The 18,669-nt window shown below is 48.5% G+C and carries 18 protein-coding genes, 1 tRNA gene and 1 pseudogene; 6 read left to right on the top strand and 14 right to left on the bottom strand.

What is annotated here, in order from left to right; translation table 11 throughout:
• Positions 1-849, bottom strand: coding sequence for a DegV family protein (locus ACR6HW_RS14855; RefSeq protein WP_455728487.1), 849 nt, complete (start codon positions 847-849; stop codon positions 1-3).
• Between the two features lie 88 nt (positions 850-937).
• The gene (locus ACR6HW_RS14850) at positions 938-2,284 is read right to left on the bottom strand and encodes a Na+/H+ antiporter NhaC family protein (RefSeq protein ID WP_455728486.1); all 1,347 of its coding nucleotides are present in this window, start codon (positions 2,282-2,284) and stop codon (positions 938-940) included.
• A 107-nt stretch (positions 2,285-2,391) separates the two neighbouring features.
• Between ACR6HW_RS14850 and ACR6HW_RS14845 the strand changes: the two genes are divergently transcribed.
• Positions 2,392-2,467, top strand: a tRNA-Ala gene (locus tag ACR6HW_RS14845).
• A 183-nt stretch (positions 2,468-2,650) separates the two neighbouring features.
• Here ACR6HW_RS14845 and ACR6HW_RS14840 read toward each other — a convergent pair.
• Entirely contained in the window at positions 2,651-3,274 is a 624-nt protein-coding gene (locus tag ACR6HW_RS14840; protein ID WP_455728485.1) for an alpha/beta fold hydrolase, read from the bottom strand.
• Between the two features lie 35 nt (positions 3,275-3,309).
• Positions 3,310-3,828: pseudogene (locus ACR6HW_RS14835) on the bottom strand (MBL fold metallo-hydrolase); the annotation flags it as partial.
• A gap of 302 nt (positions 3,829-4,130) precedes the next feature.
• Between ACR6HW_RS14835 and ACR6HW_RS14830 the strand changes: the two are divergent.
• Both ACR6HW_RS14830 and ACR6HW_RS14825 read left to right on the top strand, forming a co-directional pair.
• The gene (locus tag ACR6HW_RS14830) at positions 4,131-4,583 is read left to right on the top strand and encodes a hypothetical protein (RefSeq protein WP_455728484.1); all 453 of its coding nucleotides are present in this window, start codon (positions 4,131-4,133) and stop codon (positions 4,581-4,583) included.
• A gap of 95 nt (positions 4,584-4,678) precedes the next feature.
• A complete protein-coding gene (locus ACR6HW_RS14825) occupies positions 4,679-5,623 on the top strand; it encodes a DUF1848 domain-containing protein (RefSeq protein WP_455728483.1) in 945 nt (314 codons plus the stop codon).
• 325 nt (positions 5,624-5,948) lie between these two features.
• On the opposite strand, the gene ACR6HW_RS14820 is transcribed toward ACR6HW_RS14825, so the two are convergent.
• From ACR6HW_RS14820 to ACR6HW_RS14810, 3 genes are all read right to left on the bottom strand, one after another.
• Entirely contained in the window at positions 5,949-6,164 is a 216-nt protein-coding gene (locus ACR6HW_RS14820; protein WP_455728482.1) for a heavy-metal-associated domain-containing protein, read from the bottom strand.
• Between the two features lie 31 nt (positions 6,165-6,195).
• Entirely contained in the window at positions 6,196-8,643 is a 2,448-nt protein-coding gene (locus tag ACR6HW_RS14815; protein WP_455728481.1) for a heavy metal translocating P-type ATPase, read from the bottom strand.
• A 67-nt stretch (positions 8,644-8,710) separates the two neighbouring features.
• Positions 8,711-9,583 carry a LysR family transcriptional regulator gene (locus ACR6HW_RS14810; RefSeq protein WP_455728480.1) on the bottom strand — a complete coding sequence of 291 codons (873 nt, stop codon included), beginning with the start codon at positions 9,581-9,583 and terminating at the stop codon, positions 8,711-8,713.
• Between the two features lie 114 nt (positions 9,584-9,697).
• Between ACR6HW_RS14810 and ACR6HW_RS14805 the strand changes: the two genes are divergently transcribed.
• Both ACR6HW_RS14805 and ACR6HW_RS14800 read left to right on the top strand, forming a co-directional pair.
• Positions 9,698-10,702 (top strand): YeiH family protein, encoded by a 1,005-nt coding sequence (locus ACR6HW_RS14805; protein WP_455728479.1) that lies wholly within the window; start codon positions 9,698-9,700, stop codon positions 10,700-10,702.
• Between the two features lie 148 nt (positions 10,703-10,850).
• Positions 10,851-11,066, top strand: coding sequence for a hypothetical protein (locus ACR6HW_RS14800; RefSeq protein WP_455728478.1), 216 nt, complete (start codon positions 10,851-10,853; stop codon positions 11,064-11,066).
• 224 nt (positions 11,067-11,290) lie between these two features.
• Here the strand turns inward: ACR6HW_RS14800 and ACR6HW_RS14795 are convergent, their stop codons facing one another.
• The gene (locus ACR6HW_RS14795) at positions 11,291-12,040 is read right to left on the bottom strand and encodes an NYN domain-containing protein (RefSeq protein WP_455730897.1); all 750 of its coding nucleotides are present in this window, start codon (positions 12,038-12,040) and stop codon (positions 11,291-11,293) included.
• A gap of 258 nt (positions 12,041-12,298) precedes the next feature.
• On the opposite strand from ACR6HW_RS14795, the gene rpsD reads away from it, so the two are divergent.
• Complete coding sequence (gene rpsD, locus ACR6HW_RS14790; RefSeq protein ID WP_455728477.1) at positions 12,299-12,898, top strand: 30S ribosomal protein S4; 600 nt, start codon at positions 12,299-12,301, stop codon at positions 12,896-12,898.
• A 371-nt stretch (positions 12,899-13,269) separates the two neighbouring features.
• On the opposite strand, the gene ACR6HW_RS14785 is transcribed toward rpsD, so the two are convergent.
• From ACR6HW_RS14785 to nagA, 6 genes are all read right to left on the bottom strand, one after another.
• Positions 13,270-13,791: a peroxiredoxin gene (locus tag ACR6HW_RS14785; protein ID WP_455728476.1), complete on the bottom strand. Its 522-nt coding sequence runs from the start codon at positions 13,789-13,791 to the stop codon at positions 13,270-13,272.
• Positions 13,792-13,979: 188 nt separating this feature from the next.
• A complete protein-coding gene (locus ACR6HW_RS14780; RefSeq protein WP_455728475.1) occupies positions 13,980-14,792 on the bottom strand; it encodes a mechanosensitive ion channel family protein in 813 nt (270 codons plus the stop codon).
• A gap of 29 nt (positions 14,793-14,821) precedes the next feature.
• Positions 14,822-16,522, bottom strand: a complete 1,701-nt coding sequence (ptsP, locus tag ACR6HW_RS14775) for a phosphoenolpyruvate--protein phosphotransferase (protein WP_455728474.1) — start codon at positions 16,520-16,522, stop codon at positions 14,822-14,824.
• A 13-nt stretch (positions 16,523-16,535) separates the two neighbouring features.
• On the bottom strand, positions 16,536-16,823 hold the full coding sequence (locus tag ACR6HW_RS14770; RefSeq protein WP_455728473.1) for an HPr family phosphocarrier protein: 288 nt from the start codon (positions 16,821-16,823) through the stop codon (positions 16,536-16,538).
• Positions 16,780-17,523 carry a glucosamine-6-phosphate deaminase gene (gene nagB, locus ACR6HW_RS14765; protein WP_455728472.1) on the bottom strand — a complete coding sequence of 248 codons (744 nt, stop codon included), beginning with the start codon at positions 17,521-17,523 and terminating at the stop codon, positions 16,780-16,782. The genes ACR6HW_RS14770 and nagB overlap by 44 nt, the downstream gene beginning before the upstream one ends.
• Positions 17,520-18,668 (bottom strand): N-acetylglucosamine-6-phosphate deacetylase, encoded by a 1,149-nt coding sequence (gene nagA, locus ACR6HW_RS14760; RefSeq protein ID WP_455728471.1) that lies wholly within the window; start codon positions 18,666-18,668, stop codon positions 17,520-17,522. Before nagA ends, nagB begins: the two co-directional genes overlap by 4 nt.
• Position 18,669 lies beyond the last annotated feature (1 nt).

Genomic DNA, 18,669 nt, shown 5'->3' with positions numbered 1-18,669 from the left:
CTATGAATGATTTTTGAAGTAGGCGATTCCAACAGCACCTTCGCCGGTGTGTGTGCCGACGACAGTGCCAATTTGAACTTCTACAAAATTCTCAACTTGAATTTTCGACATTAAGAACGTCTTAAACTGTCTGAGTTTTTCCAAGTCGTTGGCGTAGGCGACCCCTAAGGTGTCGATTTTGCCATTTGGAAACGTTTCGAGCAGTTTGTCGATCATCCACTGCATGCCTTTTTTAGCGCCGCGCGCTTTGTTGGCCACTTCTACAACGCCTTCTTTGACTTCGATAATCGGCTTCAAGTTCAATAAGTTCCCGATAACGGCGTGACTCGAAGGCAACCGCCCCCCTTTTTTGAGGTTGGTTAAGTTATCGAGCATGCCGTAGAGTTGGCTGTTTTCTATATAGGGTTTTATGGCTTCAACCACTTCTTTGATCTCGAGGCCCTCATCGATTAAGTCCTGCGCTTTGTGTACGAGAAGCGCCAGTCCGAAGCTGGTGGTTCGGCTGTCGACCAAGTGGATGTCATCGCTTTCGAGCATGAGCTTGGCAATAGAAGCCGCGTTGTAGGTACCGCTCAGTTCGGAAGAAATAAAGAGCCCGATAATTTGATTGCCCTTGTCAAGCTCTTCTTGAAACAGTTCGACAAACTCGTTGGGGTTGACTTGAGACGTGGTGGGCAATGCCTGTGCCTGTCTCATGCGGTCGTAAAAAGCTTCATTGGTTAAACTGACTTTATCTATAAACTCTTCTTCACCAAAGAGAACTTTGAGGGATGCAAATCGAATGCCTCTCTTCTCAAGGTCCTTTGGCAGCAAATCACATGTACTGTCTGTAATTAATGTAATGCCCATAAAGTGCTCCTTTCAGTAAGTGCTTTTCGTCAGTATAAAGGGACTGAGAACGCCTGTCAATGCGCCTTATGGGATTGTTATAATTCGTCTATTTATTCTTTATTTTTAGTGCGTAAAATAGCGTAAACACAAAGGGGAGCCAGTTTAACAGCGCGTAAGGTGCGTACTGAACCGCTGAAATTCCCGTAATGGTGTAGATAATCACAGCGTTTACGTTCCACGGCATTAAAGGTGCCAATGCGGTGCCGCTGTTCGCAATGGTCTGATACAGAGCTTCTCTCGATTGACCATTGGCTTCATAAACGGGTTTCAAATGCTTGCCGGGCAACAGGATGCCCACGGTTTGGTCACAAGTTACGGCGTCGAGCGTCAAACTGAGCACACCCGTTTTGACAAAGAGGCGGCCTTTGTCTTGCCGGCCACTAAAATATCGCTTTTTAATCGGTGCGATAAAGCCGTACGCTTCAAACAAGGCGAGAAGCGCCATCCCCCCTGCAATAACCATCACCACTTCCACCATAGACCAGGCGCCTCCAATGTTAAACGCCTTCATCCAATCGGTTTCAAAAGTTCGACTGTAGCCAAACATCAAATAGTTTAACCCTTCCCACACCGTCATATGCTGTAGCCAAACGGCGCAACCGAATCCAGTGGCAATGCCCACTGACAAGACTTTCAGCGCCCCCACCCCCAAAAAACTCAAGACGAGCACGACGAGGGGGATGATAAAAAGTGCCGGCGTTATGGCAAAATGTGCCCCCAACAATTGTCGGTACCCTTCAACGGCATCTCCAGTGAGCCCCGTACCACTTTTCAAACCGACGATGTGATAAAAAAGTCCCGTCAAAACAAACGCGGGGAGCAGCGCTTTGGCTGTCGCTTTAAACGCCGACCGAAAGGTCACTTGAACGGTATCCAATGCAAAGTTCACCAGCGCAGAAATCGGGGATAGCCGGTCGGCGAGGTAGGCACCCGATATCAGAGCGCCCATAAGCACGGCTTCGTCGATGCCCGACGCTTTTCCCAGTGTCAAAAGGGCAATGCCGATGGTGCTCACCGTACCGAGCCCCGTGCCGAGAAAAAAGGCGAGAAAAGCGCTGAGACCGAAGGCCACTGGCAAAAAATTGACGCGGACGATGACGTCGAAGCCATAATACACAATTGTCGGGACAATGCCCGACGCAATCCACATGGATATGTTCATACCGATAATCAGAACGAGGACGTACACATGCCCTCCTTCTCTTACGGCGCCAAAGGCACGTCGTCCTAATAACTTCCAGTCAAAACCGTGTGCGATACCGACGGCGATGCCCGCAATCAGCGTCGCGCCTATGGCATAGGCCAGCGTTTTACCCGTCGCCAAACACAGGCCAACCCCTGTTGCAAACAGTAAAAGCAAGCACGCGCCCCACTTGATATTCACCTGTTTCATCTGTCACCTCGAAAGATTTTTCTTTATTGTAACACGAAAGTGATACGAAATTGATAATTTCCTGTTGATTTTTTTGTGGAAACGTATTAAAATACATTTATGGCCATGGGGGTATAGCGCAGCTGGGAGCGCACTTGACTGGCAGTCAAGGGGTCAGGGGTTCGAGTCCCCTTATCTCCACCAACCAGTAAAAAACCGAATGCAGTCCTGAAGGATTGTGCATTCGGTTTTTTTATTGTTTTATAAAAACGGTAAGAGCCTCGTACCGTTCTCAGCCCTTTGCCGCCCTACTGTAAAAGGGCTCTAGTAAACTGTCGCATTGAAATTTGATTAAAATGCAAAATCGCGGCGTAAATGAGCCGTTTCTTAATTGTAAACGATATGGGGCACCAGCAACTCCGCCAACTTTTCAGGCGCGTCTACGTTGACTTCGTGCCCGGCGCCTTTAACAAAAACAACCTTCGCCTGTTCAATAGCTGCCTCGAGCTGTAAAGCCGATTTTCTATTCGCCCTATCTTTTTCTCCGCAAACAATACACACATCACAGTTAAGTCTATTTAAATCGTTCCGAAAGTTTAAAGCCATCATCGAACGGCACAGTTCTATAACCGCGGTTTTAGAAATGCCCCTATTTTCGAAAGCGCGTTTTGGCATAAGCTTAAATACGGCGTTCTGCAATTTGAGGACTTTTTTGGGCATCTCAATCGGTGTGCCAATTAATATGAGCGCCTTGACTTTTTCGGGGTTTTCAATGGCGTATTGCAGAGCGACTACACCGCCGAGAGAAAGGCCGCATAGCGTGAGCGGTTCTGTGAAGGTCTCACAATAGGAGTCAAACGCTTTGTACAAATTCGAGTAGATATACGGTTTGTCGTGAAGCAAGTCGACGAAGTCGGGGCAATAGCTCTCACCCCCTATAGACAACTCTCGAATCGTCGCCTCCCAGCTGGACGCCCTTTGCCCCAAACCGTGAAGAAAAATAACAGCCATTACACAACCTCCTTAGATGTTTTATTTTTTATGGGCTAACAGCCAATGCATTTAATAAACCGTTTGTTGCGTTCCAAGACTTCCAGTGCAAATGGCTTGCCATGAGATGGACAAAGGCACTTGAACGCCGGTGCCGTTAAAGTTTTCCAAGACATCTGGCAAGCGGCTTTGTCTTCAATCCATATAGAGAGCTTGTGGTGACTTGGAAAACCGTTCATCGCCGTATAGCCTGGGGTATCGATAATTTTTCCCTTCAACAAATTGCCAAAACTTTCTCTGCTTTCATCGGTCACACACTGTACCCGAGATAAATGCGCTTTCTTCAAAGGGGGAAATCGGTGGTCGCCTTTTCCGAGCGCCTTGAGCAGCAGGCAAAAAGCAAAGGCCCTGCGACTTGAACACCCGCCTTGGAAGGGATTTTGTCCCTTTAATAGTGTCGGTACCGCCTGATAACTGGCGACGACCTCAATCGTAGGAACTTCAGTGAGCAACGCGTTGAGAAATCTCGCGTGGTCGTCGTGGGCATGCGTGAGAAACACATACCGTATGTCACCACTTTTAAGCCCATTTTAAAAAGATTGCGCTTAAATTTCAAGTAGCTGTGCGCATAGCCTGTATCAATGAGAACGCATCCATTTTCCTTTGGATACAGGTACGTGTTGACCACTCTGTTGCCGACGTTTAAAACGGCTTCTCCACTCTCCGCTTTTCCCTTAGTAGAGCTGGTTATATTAAGTATACACCAACGAACAGCGACCTCAAAGTCTTAGGTTGAGAGAACCGCTAGATTCACTCTGTGAGTTGACGTCTTCCCCCACTTGATGTAAAGTATAAAAAAACACTCACTGGAGGCAACATGACCATTAAACGTATTGAAGACTACACCATGCTCTACGAGACCCTCGAACTCTCGGAGCTCCTTAAAAAAACGTTGTATACGCCCACTGACGGGAAAGTTCAGAGTCTGGCGCAAAGCACCTATGCCAAAACACAGGGCGTTCTCTATGCCGCTTATGCCGTTGATACAGGCGAGGCGCGCGCCATTGTCGGCGGCACCCGTGTCGACAGCACGCATTTTATCGTTAAAAACGTCGCTGTCTCAGGCGATAGTGTCCCTCTAACCGTTCTAAAAGATCTTATCGATAAAATGATCGACGACTACCGTTTTTTAACGTTGGAGGCAAGCTGCGGCGCAAAGGAGCGCCCTTACTATGAAGCCATGGGCTTTACTTGTAAAGAAGACCTCGATCCGGTGCTCGACCAATTGGTCTGTACCTGTACGCTGACAATTGATACCCCCCATCAGTAACGGGCCCTCACTGGGCCTCTTTTTTTGATAGCTCCCCCGGCGGAGTGCAAACTATCGTTTGGATAAATGCAGAGCGTTGAAAGGCGGTGATTTTTATGATTTTAAGTGCCAGTAGGCGGACAGATATCCCAGCGTATTATTCAGAGTGGTTTTATAGGCGCATTCAAGAGGGCTTTGTTTGGGTACGTACGCCGATGAACCCTCATCGCATCAGCATAATTGACCTTTCGCCCGATGTCGTAGACGGCATCGTCTTTTGGAGTAAAAACCCCCTGCCGATGTTACAACGGCTAGATGAACTCAAAGCGTACCCCTTTTATTTTCAGTTTACGCTAAACGCCTACGCCAAAGATGTCGAGTCCCATGTGCCGTCAAAGAATGACGTCCTCATCCCAGGGTTTCAGGCTTTGTCGCAGAAAATCGGGAAAGAGCGCGTTCTCTGGCGCTACGACCCGATTTTTTTTAACGCGCACTACACGTACCGCTACCATTGTAAAGCCTTTGAACGTCTCGTGCGCAAACTCCACCCCTACACCGACCTCTGTACCATCAGCTTTATAGACCTCTACCGGAGTACTCAACGCAATACGCGGTCGCTTAATCTACGCCGCCCATCCACCGAGGAACAGGCTGAACTCCTAACCCACTTTTCGGTCATCGCCGCTCAATACGGCCTTTCTATTGCCACTTGCGCAGAAGCTGTTGGAACAGCAGGCATCGCCCCTGCACGTTGCATCGACAGCGCTCGCTTGGAACGCATTGGCGGCTATGCCCTCCGCGTTGACAAAGATAAAAATCAGCGCCCTGAGTGCGGGTGCGCAAGCAGCATTGACATCGGCATGTACCATTCGTGTAAGAACGGTTGCCTCTACTGCTACGCCAATCACAGTTTAACGGCGGTAAAAAGTAATTTTGAAAAACATGTTGTCGATGCGCCGCTTCTATACGGTGCGTTGACTCAAGGCGATTATCTGGTTGAGCGCCCTGTAACATCGTGTAAAGTGCGGCAACTGGACTTGTTTGAGCATCTAACTGAGTAGAAGCTTTGCAAAGAGGGACGGTTCTTTTGTGCCGGAATCGCCTAGTATTTTACATCCCGAACAACTCGAACTCACTCGTATACCACGCATACGGCGACTCTCGACAAATAGAGCCGGACGCACCCAAGTGAGAGACTGCCACGACCATATGGCGGTCTTTTTTTGTGAGAAAGGCCTATGCCGATCCCCTGCGACCTCAGGTCTCTCAAGGCTGTTCGTCAGGTGGCATACCGCGTAATGGCACAAAAGAACCGTCCCCCCTTGAAGAACGTCAAAAAGCACACCTCCTCAAAGGTGTGCTTTTGCGCGATACAGCTAAACAATCCTACAGTTGCTCTACTGAAACCACATCGTAGCCGGCTTCGTCGATGATATCGATCAGTTGCTGATCTTCAATGGCTTTCTCAAGCTCAACAGTAGCGCTCTTGGACGACAAGTCCACAGTTGCCGATACAATGCCGTCTGTTTCATTTAAAGCCTTTTCTACGCGACCGACACAGTGACCGCAGCTCATGCCTTCAATAATTAATTTCTTTTTCATAGTCTTCCTCCTAAATTTGTCTATAGTGAGTCTAAGGTTTGAATTTTCTCAACCTCAGTGCATTGGAAACAACGGATACAGAACTCAGCGCCATAGCGGCCGCTGCAAACATTGGGTTTAAGAGCGGGCCGCCCAGCGCATAGAGCACACCTGCGGCGAGCGGAATGCCCAACGAGTTGTAGCCAAAGGCCCAAAAGAGATTCTGCTTGATATTCGTAATGGTTTTTTTGCTCAGCTTAATTGCAGTGACCACATCTTTGATGTCGCTCTTCATCAGAACGATATCGGCTGAAGCCATGGCCACATCTGTTCCCGAACCTATGGCGATACCCACGTCGGCCTGTGCGAGTGCCGGCGCATCGTTGACACCGTCCCCGACCATGGCGACGACTCGACCCTCGCTTTGAAGTTTCTTCACTTCAGACGCTTTGTCTTCAGGAAGCACTTCTGCAAGGACCACATCGATGCCCACTTGCTCGGCAATGGCAGCTGCTGTCTTCTTGTTGTCACCTGTAATCATCGCGACTTTTATGCCCATTTGGTGCAGCTGCTCAACGGCCATTTGACTGTTGGGTTTGACCACATCGGCCACGGCGACAATACCGACAAATGCGTCGTCTATCGCCACATACATCGGGGTTTTGCCTTGCGCCGCCAAACGGTTGGCCGCATCGACGTCATCGATGTCTATCTTGTAGTCATTCATCAGTTTTGCATTGCCCAGCAAGGCTGTTTGACCGCCTATGGCCACGCGGATACCATGTCCCGGTATCGCCTCGAAATCGTCGAGGGCATTCAGTTCAAGGCCTCTGTCTTCCGCCGCCTTAACGATGGCTTCACCGAGAGGATGTTCAGAGCCCTTTTCAGCAGAAGCTGCAAGTCTTAAGAGCTCGTTTTCATCTATTTTGGATACGATGTCGGTGACCACCGGTTTCCCTTCTGTCAGCGTCCCAGTCTTATCGAAGACAACGGTTTGGACTTTGTGTGCAATCTCTAAAGCGCCGCCGCTCTTAATGAGCACGCCGTACTCGGCGCCTTTTCCCGTACCGACCATTATTGCTGTCGGCGTGGCTAGGCCCAGTGCACACGGACAGGCGATGACGAGAACGGAAATAAAGATGGTCAAGGAGAACGTCGCGTCATGTCCTGTTAGGAACCAAAACAGTCCCGCCGCTACGGCGATTACCATTACCACCGGTACAAAGTACCCGGAAATGATATCTGCCATTTTGGCAATAGGGGCCTTGGAACCTTGAGCTTCTTGAACCAATCGGATAATCTGAGAAAGTGCAGTGTCCTTTCCGACTTTTGTGGCTTCAAATTGTATCAGACCATTTTTGTTGATGCTGCCGCCGATAACGGGATCGCCGATGTTCTTTTCAACGGGGATACTCTCACCGGTTAACATCGACTCATCTACCGACGTGTAACCGGAAGTGATGACGCCGTCGACGGGGAATTTCTCACCGGGCTTGACGCGGAGCGTGTCGCCCATTTCAACTTCTTCTATTGCGATGACCATTTCTTCGCCATCTTGGATGACCACAGCCGTTTTAGGCTGTAACCCCATGAGTTGCTTAATGGCCTCTGACGTCTTGCCTTTTGAAACGGCTTCGAGGTACTTGCCCAGCATAATCAGCGTGATGATAACGCCTGCGGTTTCAAAATAGAGCGCCATGGTCATGTCGTGGTTGCCTTTGGCGATTTCCACAATGGCGTAGACGCCGTAGATAAACGCGGCACTCGTTCCGATGGCTATCAGTGAATCCATGTTAGGCGAGCGGTGTAAGAGTGCTTTAAAGCCCACTTGGTAGAACTTATACCCCGCCAGCATCACCGGCACCGTTAAAAAGAGCTGGATAAGCGCAAAATTCAGCGGGTGGTGATGCGGATCAATTATCTGCGGGAGCGGCGCGCCGAGCATATGCCCCATGGTAATGTAAAACAGGGGAATCGTAAAAATGGCGGCGATAATGAGTTTCGTCTTGAGCACTTTAAGCGCTTTTTCTTTGCGCGCCTTGTCTTCATCGACCTGAAGCCCCATGTCCGCTTCCAGTGGTTCGTAACCGACTTTTTTGATGCGGTCCTTTATTTGAGAAATTCTTACGGTTTGGCTGTCGTAGACAACGGTTGCTTTTTCAGTTGTCAAGTTCACTGAGGCCGATTCGATTCCCGCCATCTTGTTCAGACTTCTTTCAATTGCCGCTGAACAAGCCGCACAGGTCATTCCCGCTATGGGGATGACAATTTCTCTCGACGTATTCAATTCGGACAAGCCGTAACCGAGTTTTTCCACTTTATTGATAATGGCGCTTTCAGAGACGACATCGGGATTGAACTTTAACTGAAGCTGTTCTGTCGCGAGGTTGACGTCTGCAACTTCGACGCCTGCCGTTTTCCTAAGACTCCGTTCTATCGCGGCGGAACAAGCGGCACAGGTCATGTTTTTAACTTCATAACGTCTTTCACTTGTTGACATTTCAACACCTCATTTCTTAATTCTTATTGTCTTTCACCCTCATTGTACTATACCCCTAGGGGGTATGTCAACCCTTCATTTTTTCTAGCCAATTGAGGTATTGTGTTTCGTGGACGCTGTCTTTGAGGTAGATAAAGTGAAAAGTGCGCATCAATTGAAAATCCTCAAGTTGGATTTTACACAGTTTCCCTTCTTCTATCCACTCTCGAGCCGCTGTTTCATACATAAAAGACAGACCGACGCCTTCTCGAACCAGGGACTTGATGGCGTTCATGCCGCCGATTTCAAGGACGTTTTGAAAACTGTCTACAGAGGCGTTGCGGTTAATCAATTCTCTTTCTAAAATCTCCCTCGTCCCCGACCCGCCTTCTCTCAGTATGAGTGTGGCGTCAAAGAGGTCCGCAAAACGGTGGGTGCCCGACGCAAAGGGCGCATCCGGTGCACAAACGGCAATAAAGGGCTCTTCTTTAAATACCCTATACCCATACTTGCCCTTGTCGAAATACCCTTCTAAAAACGCGAAGGCCAGCGCCCCTGCGTCGATGCGACTCAGCAAGACCTGCGTGTTGTCCACAGCCATTTCAAATCGCATTTTAGGTGCGTCTTTTATAAGGCGGCTCAAACGCGCCGGCAAGTCGAACTCGCCAATGGTCAGCGTCGCCCCAAAGCGAACCACCGATACCGTCTCTTCTCCCATGCGCTCTGCCGCGTAGACGCAATCTGCATGAATGCGTTTAACCATTTCGTAAAGTTTCTGCCCTTCCGGTGTCAACGTCATTTTTTTGTTCTTATAAACAAATAGTTTAACACCATAAAGCGTCTCTAGCGCCTTGATATGTTGTGAAACAGCCGGTTGCGTCATATGCAAAAGTTCTGCCGTCCTCGTAAAATGCTGTTGTTGACACAAGGTGAGAAAAGTCAAATGTCTAAAGTCCAACATGGTCTACTCCTATCTATAATCTAAAATAATGAATACATAAGTAAGCATAATTTATATTTATCATGAAATTGTATTATAATCAAGTCGAACCGATAAAAATTCACGAGGTGACTTATGACAAACTTTAAATCTTACATCCCAGGTATTACACTAACAGTGCTGTTTGCCCTTATTGCTAAGCTTATCAGCACTTGGGTGCCCATGCATCTTATTAGCGCAAGTGTTTTCGCACTGTTAATCGGCATGCTCTTCAACCCCATTGCCTCCCAGTACCCCATCTTTGACAAGGGCATACGCTTCGTTTCTAAAAAAGTGCTTCGCGTCGCCATTGTCCTCATGGGGTTGACACTGAGTTTTGGCCAGGTGCTCTACGTCGGCCGTTACGCGCTCGTGGTCATGGTGTTTACACTCTTTGCCGCTTACGCCGGAGGCCACCTCATGGGCAAAGCGTTTAAAATGGACTGGAAGCTCTCGAGCCTCATCTCCACCGGCACCGGTATTTGCGGTGGCTCCGCCATTGCGGCACTTGCGCCGACCATTGAAGCCGAGGACAAGGACATCGCCTATGCGATTTCGGCGACTTTTCTCTTCGACGTCCTCATGGTTATATTGTTTCCGATTGCAGGCAGGTGGCTCGGACTCAGCGACATCGGCTTCGGCCTCTGGACGGGAACAGCTGTTAACGATACGTCATCCGTTGTCGCGGCGGGCTACGCGTTTTCCGATGCGGCGGGGTCGTACGCCGTTATTGTCAAGCTGACGCGAACACTCTTTATCATTCCCATTGTCCTTGCTTTTTCCTATATTCACGCTAAGACGTCACATCAGTTGGGCGCACGTAAAAGGGTCTCTATCAAGGCGATTTTCCCCTACTTCATCTTGCTCTTCCTCGTCATGGTCGGCGTCAAGAGCACGGGGATCGTCTCAGATGCGGCCAGTGGTTACGCTTCACAAATCAGCAAGTTCTTTATGGTCATGGCCCTCGGTGCCATTGGGCTGAAAACGAACTTTAAGGAAATGTCCCATTCGGGTATCAAACCGCTGATTCACGGCTTTTTCGTCTCGGCACTTGTCGTCGTCGTCTCCATCACCGTCCAAATGTTTTTAGGGCAAGTCTAGTGTCCTGTAGTGTCCTGTAGCGTTCACCATGCCATAAACGACAGGTTTTTTCTTCTAGAGTAAACGCAACCACGCGTACTTTTCGTGGTTAGCCAGCCCGATTTAGGGTATTTAACAACTAACGAAAAGTATGTTAGGAGGAAGCTGTATGACTATTGAACATGTAACACTCCAACTCGGCGGCATCGACATTGCCAGTATTAGAGAGTGTGAAATCAAAGGGCTGATAGAAGCGGACATATTGAAAAAAGGTTATGATCTCGAGGAAGCCGGCGACGTCAACGTCTACATCAACGTCGAGGGCACGGCCGTTACAGCCTACTATACAACAGCTGTCTGCAGCGGTTCTGTGAGAATGAACTGAGACACCTAATTGTTTATACCCACCCCCGGTGTGCGTCAAAATGCATACCGGGGGTTTAACTTTCGGCCAGTACAGGTTTTCCGCGCACACAAAAAGCCGCCTTTGATATAGGCGGCTTTTACTGTTAAATTACAAATGCTGATTCCAAAGACTTCTCAATAATTGCTCAAGTCAAGAAGTCGTGACAAAATCTTTTTGATGCGCTTGAAGCGTATCGCGTTTTTCTAGTGATGATTTTTACTGCGCACGTATTTCAAACTCACGCTCTTATTGTTGGTTTTTCTCGAGCGAATCTCAAACTGCTTCAAAGAAGACACCAGTGGCGTCAACTTAGTAAACCCATAGTTCCGCGTGTCAAAATCCGGGTAGCGCTTGTTGAGCACGCTGCCCACCTCGCCGAGAAACGCCCAGCCGTCTTCATCGGAAATCTCGCTGATGATGCGATTGATGACCTCGATCAACTCGCTGCGCGATATAATGCCGCTCTTGCCGGCTCTGTCGTCCTTAGAGGACATCTCCGCTTCTATCTCCCCGGGCTTCTTACCGATAATATCGAGGTACTTAAATTTCTCACAGGCGGAAATGAACGCCTTAGGCGTCTTGCGTTCCCCCATGCCGATAACTGTCATGCCCGCTTCTCTAAGGCGCGATGCAAGTCTCGTAAAATCGCTGTCGCTCGATACGATACAAAAGCCGTCTACATTGCTGGAATAAAGAATGTCCATCGCGTCGATAATAAGTGACGCATCCGTTGCATTTTTTCCTGTTGTGTAAGAATATTGTTGAATCGGTGTAATTGAATAGTCCAGCAAAACACCTTTCCAAGAAGAAAGTTGCGGTTTGGTCCAGTCGCCATAGATGCGCTTGTACGTGGGCACGCCAATACTGGACAGTTCATCGAAAATCAGTTTTATGTACTTTTCAGATACATTGTCTGCATCGATCAAAACAGCTATTTTTTTATCTTGCTTAATCGTCTCCATATCAACCTCATACTTATTTTATGTCATATTCCCTTCTATTTTATAGGTTTATTAACAAATCGTCAATGTTTACCTGCATGTTCTCCGAGAAAATTCGCAATTTAACGGTTTTTTAGACGCCTATTACAAAAGTGTCTAATTTTTTATCTTGTGTTGATAACGATTATCGTTTACATTTGTCTGGAAATATGTTAAAATGGCGTAGGCATAAATTATCGCGGCTAAAATTTATGTTATGGAGAGAATATTATGGCAAGAATGAGAGGTCCACGCTTTAAACAGTGTAGACGATTGGGACTCAATGTCTGCGGACACCCAAAAGCAATGAAACGTGCAGATAACGGACAGTCGAGAGAGACGCGAAATCTGTCATCATACGGAAGACAACTGTTGGAAAAACAAAGACTTCGCGGATACTACGAAGTCATGGAAAAACAGTTTAGACGCTATGTGAGAACCGCTATGAGCGCGCCGGAACAAACCGGTCACGTCCTCGTAAAAACACTGGAATTCAGACTCGACAACCTCGTTTACCGCGCAGGTCTCGCCTCGTCAATTAGACAAGCGAGACAAATGGTTGTTCACGGTCACATTTTAGTGAACGGCAAAAAAGTCGACATACCGTCTTATGGCGTCAGCGTAGGCGACGTCCTTTCCCTTAGAGAAAAATCCAGAAAGAACGAACTCTTTAAAGAAAACATCTCAGCGCGCGCCTTGTCCGCACCGAAGTATTTAACCGTCGATGCAGACCACTATCAGGCAACTGTTGACAGAGTTCCTGAGATGGAAGAGATCCCCATTGAAATCGATGTGCATCTGGTCGTCGAGTACTACTCAAAACTCAGCTAGCACAGAGGGCAGCAGCCCGCATACCGCAGTTTTTACTGCGGTTTTTTTTATTCAATCCCTTCCTGTGCCAATAGGGACACCTGTTGCCGTAAATGCCACCATTACACCGCTTTTTTTAACATTGGCCCTCTTACTGACCCTATATCGGCGACGAGAACCAACCATTTGGCGTGTTTTTATTGACTAACCGGGCTCAATATCAACAAAATCCTTTTTAGAAACACCATTTTTGGAATATTATAGTGTTTTCCGGCACAAAAGAACCGTCCCCATAAGAAAGCCCCTTTGCCAAACGACAAAGGGGCTTTCCATACATTTCAATTTATAAATAATCAGCTGTTGCCTATGGTGCTTTGCTTTAAAAGTTTTACTTAAAGTAAATTCTCGCCTTCTTCCCAGTCCACTGGGCAAAGACCGCCTGTTTGAAGCGCCTTCAACACTCTCAACGTCTCATCGACACTTCTGCCGACATTGAGGTCGTGTACCACACTGTAGCGTACCACGCCTTCAGGATCGATAATGAAGAGACCTCTCAACGCGATACCGGCGTCTTCAATTAACACACCGTAATCGTTTGCAACGCTCTTTGTAATATCAGATGCCAGTGGGAAATTGAGCTTGCCCAAATCGCTGTTAATCCACGCTTTGTGTGAATGTTCACTGTCGATGCTGACGCCGAGTACATCTGCGCCAAGTGCTTTAAAGGCTTCGTACTGCTTTGAGTACCCCGTAATCTCAGTTGGACATACAAAAGTGAAGTCTAACGGGTAGAAGAAAAGTACCAGCCACTGGCCTTTGTAGTCGTCAAGTGACACGCGACCGAAATCACTGCCGTCGCCTTTTGCCGTTGCCATACTGAAATTTGGTGCCTTCATCCCTACGATTCTTTCCATGATTATTCCTCCTATATCTCAATTGGTTTTTGCTTTCAAAAGTATTATAACACAAACTGTAATGATTACAAGTTGAAAATAAAAGTTTTTTGAGTTTTTTTATCAATAACGCTTTTATCCCCTTTTTAGCGCATGTAAAAAGCGCCTTCCACACTGGAAAGGCGCCTAATTGGCATACTTTTCTCATCCTATTCAGCTTTGTTCTGAACGACCAGATGCGGGTACGGGATTTCAATACCGTTTGCATCAAAAGCCTCTTTCACCTGCTCTTGCAAGTCAAAGTGCAGTGCCCAGTAATCCGGTGTCTTAACCCAAACCCTAAGCGTAAACACCAGCGCGCTGTCGCCGTGCTCAGAAAGCCTTACAAAAGGTTCCGGATCGTTTAACATCATCGGATGCTTGTTCACCACTTCTAAAATCGTCGTTTTAACCTTCGAAATGTCGCTGTCGTAACCGACGCCGAAAGTCATATCGAGACGCCTTTTGTCGTAGTAACCGTAGTTGACAATAGAGCTCGAAGACAAATCGGCATTTGGCAAAATAATCGCCCGGTTGTCTACAGTTGTCATGCGCGTATAGAAGAGGCCGATGTCCGTAATAGTGCCTGAATGTCCGCCGCCGTCGATAAAATCGCCGACTTTAAACGGTCTGAGAGCGATAATCAAAACCCCGGCAGCGAGATTGGACAAACTGCCCTGAAGGGCGAGACCAATAGCCACACCGGCAGTACCGATTAACGTAATAAACGTCGCCATAGGGACACCTGCAATGCCCACGGCAGTTATAACGACAACCGCTCTTAGAGTTACCGACAAAATGGTTCTCAAAAATCGACGTAACGTTTCATCCACTTTCAAAAATCCAACTTTGCCGAACACGCGCTTCTCAATAAACTTGACTATTTTAAAGCCAATAAAGAGCACTATAAGGGCAACGAGTAAATCCTTTGCTAAAACGTATGCAGAATCAAAGAGTTTGTCTTTTAACTCCATAAAATCCATAAAGACCTCCTTTGGTTAGATATACTCTATTATACACCAAATTGCGTCTTTAGGTACCCTTCAATTTCACCTGCTGTGGCCATCTGCTTAACAGCGTCCAAATGTTTTGTAAGTTCATCAATGGTGTAATCGGCGGCCATCTTGCGGCACGTCAGCATCTGATTTGGCCCCATGCTGAACTCCGTCAAACCCATGGCCAGCAAGAGTGGGAACAGCAGGGGGTTGCCTGCGACAGAACCGCACATGCCGACCCAAATGCCCGCCTCCAGACCGCTTTTTATCGTCTGTTCGATTAAACGCAGCACCGCCGGGTGATAAGGGGTGTACAGCGCTTTAATGTGTTCGTTCATGCGGTCGACAGCCACCGTGTATTGGACGAGGTCGTTGGTACCGATGCTGAAAAAGTCCACTTCTTTTGCCAGTATATCCGAGATCACTGCAGCCGCCGGCACTTCAATCATAATGCCCTGCTCTACTGAGGCGTCGTAAGCCACGCCCTCTGCGTCCAGTTCTCGGCGTACCTCTTCAAAGAGCGCTTTTGCACGGCGCACTTCTTCAAGACTTGAAATCATCGGGTACATCACCTTTAATGTGCCGTGCGCACTGGCTCTCAACAACGCCCGAAGCTGTGTCTTAAACAGCTCGGTATCGTCGAGACAGACGCGAATGGCGCGATACCCCAGGAACGGGTTCATTTCCTCCGGTATGTTGAGGTAGGGAATCATCTTATCGCCGCCGGCGTCCAGCGTTCGAATCACCACGGGTTTGTCGCCCATGCCCTCTAAAACCGCCTTGTACACGGCGAACTGCTCCGCCTCTGTCGGCGGCGTCTCTCGGTTCATAAAGAGGAATTCGCTCCTAAAGAGACCGACGCCGTCTGCACCGTAGTACACCGCTTTTTCAACGTCTTCCACAGACGCGATATTTGACGCAATTTCAATGGACTTACCGCATTTTGTTACAGATGCCTTGTCTTTAAACGCCATCAGCGCCTGTTGTTCGGCTTCATAAGTCTGTAGTTTTTGGCGGTAATCCGCCACCGTCGCTTCGTCAGGGTCGACAAAAACCTCACCGGTAAAGCCGTCAAGAATAATAAACGCGCCCGTCTTAACCGTCTCATCGATGTTCTTGACCCCCATAATCGCCGGGATGCCCATTGTACGCGCAATAATAGCGCTGTGCGACGTATCGCCGCCCTGCGCCGTGGCAAAGCCTCTAACCCTATTTAAATCCAGTTTTGCCGTATCGGACGGCGTCAAATCCTTGGCGATGACCACAATGGCGTCGTCCACTGCCGGCAACGTCTCCTCAATGCGGTTAATGCGCTTAATCAACCGTCTGCAGATGTCTTTGACATCCAATGCCCGCTCCTTAAAATACGGGTTGTCCATGGCTTCGAACATGCCCACAAAAGTGTCCATGGTCTCTTGAACGGCAAAATCTGCCGCGTAGCCGTGAACTTCAATCCCGTCTTTCATCGACTTGACGAGTTCCGGATCTTGGAGCATCAGTTGATGCGCTTTAAAAATTTCCGCTTGATCCTCTCCGAATTTTTCACTTTGTACAGCACATTCTGCTTCCAGTGCCGCCTGTGCATACGCAATTGCTTCTTCAAGGCGCTGAACGTCTGCAGCTTTGTCCTCAGCAAACCTTTTTTCGATTTTCTTCAGTTCTTTTTTAACAAATGCCACACCCAAACAATACCCTTGGGAAGCTCCGATGCCCTTCATAGCAACTCCTTTCTCACAACTTGACGATGCCCGCGTAGGCGAGAATGGCGTCAAAATTATCAATTGTATCGACCTCTTTAGACAGTTCGAGCTGAAACACATCGAGGTGTTTAATGTTGAGACGCATAATATCTATAATTGAATCCAGCGGCACGCGCTCACCTTTGTAAATCAGCGCCCCTGTAACATCGTGTTCGTCTAAAAATCTCAACAGTTTTCCCGTCGACCGCGCGTGTAACCCATAGAGGTCGACAACTTTAAACGTCAAATGGCCCCTTGAGCAGGCTGGCTGCTGCTTCATCGCAGATCACCTCCACATCGCCGTGCTTTTGTAAAATAGAAGCCGGTAGTTGAGGGGTTATCGGACCGTAGAGCATATCGTAAAGCGCTTGGGCCTTTTCTTTGCCACAGGCGAGTAAAATAATTTTTTTAGCTGACAAAATGCTCTCCACCCCCATGCTGATGGCGGTCTTCGGCACTTTCTCTTTGGATTCAAAGAAGCGCGCATTGTCCTCAATGGTCTTTTCGTCGAGGTGTACCACATGCGTGTAGGGCTCAAAGGCGTCATTCGGCTCGTTGAAGCCGATGTGACCGTTTCGTCCGATACCGAGCACCTGAATGTCTACACCTCCTGCGGCTTTTAGCGACGCCTCATAGGCGCGACACTCCGCTTCGAGGTCTTCCGCTTTTCCGTTTGGAATATGGACATGGGCTTTGTCGATAGATACGTGGTCGAACAGGTTGACGTTCATAAAATGTGCGTAACTCTGTTCGTCTGAGGCGTCGAGCCCCACGTATTCGTCCAGATTATAGGTGACGATGTGTTGCCACGAAAACCCGGTTGCCCGCGTTTCCCGAATCAAGGCCTGATACATGCCCACAGGTGTCGAGCCCGTGGCCAGTCCCAATAGGGCATTCGGCTTCTCTGTCATAACTTTTAAGATGTGTTTTGCGGCCTCTTGGCTCATTTGTTCGTAAGACGCCACCTTGTAGATTTTCATTGACGTGTGCCTCCTCGTTCGTTTCCGTTGATAATGGTGCGTTCTATTTCAAAGTCGTGTCGCATCACGACAATATCGGCTGATTTACCGACAGCCAAACTGCCCACTTCGTCCTGCTGACCAATAACGCGGGCAGGGTTAATCGTCGCGAGATTGACGACGACATTCAGCGGCAATGCTGTCGCTTCGTAAACATTTTTAATCGCTTGGTTCATTTTCAGCACAGACCCCGCTAGGGAATCATTTTCCACCAGTCGCGCCGACCCCTCTGAAACGCGAACCGATTGTCCGCCGAGGTCGTACACGCCGTCGCTCAACCCCGCGGCGCGCATGCTGTCTGTCACCAAGATAAGGTTTTCCTCGCCTAGGACTCTGTAGAGCCCTTTGTACAGGCCCCTGTGTACGTGGATGTTGTCGGCGATCAACTCTGCCGTATACCCGCCTGCGAGCATAGCGCCCAGCACCCCGGGTTTTCGGTGATGCAGCGGCGGCATGGCGTTAAAACAGTGGGTGATGTGGTCGACCCCTTCCCCATGCGCTTTAACGGCTGTTTCAAAATCCGAGCACGTATGGCCCACAGAGAGTTTGATTTCCGGATAGGCTTTCATTTTTTCAATAAATTCAAAAGCGTCTTCTGTGTCCGGTGCAATGGTAATGAGCTTGATAATGTCCAAATACGGCTCTACGAGTTCAAAATTGGGCTTTTGAATGTAAGCGCCGTTCTGAGCGCCTTTTTTGTCGGGGTGTATAAACGGCCCTTCGAGATGAACGCCGAGTATCTTTGCGCCCCCCGCCGGCGTCACAAAGGTTTTGACGCTGTCGAGCGCCCTGTGAATCGCCTCTTTTGACTGGGTCATTGTCGTCGCCAAGAAACTGGTTACCCCATTTCCGGCGACGGCTTTAGAGATTGTTTCCAGCGCCTTAACGTCACCATCCATACTGTCGGCACCGGCAAAACCGTGAATGTGAATGTCCACAAACCCCGGTGCCACATACGCCCCTGCGGCGTCTATTACGGTGTCGATGCCCTCGGGGACAAACGCCGACATCTCGCCAATTGCCCGTATTTTTTCATCGAATACAATATAGCCGGACGCGATAACCGCCTCCTGTTTTAAAATGGTGCCGTTAATAATGGCCTTCATA

The organism is Fusibacter sp. JL298sf-3 (genome assembly GCF_053842995.1).
This window is presented reverse-complemented; position numbering and strand designations above follow the sequence as displayed.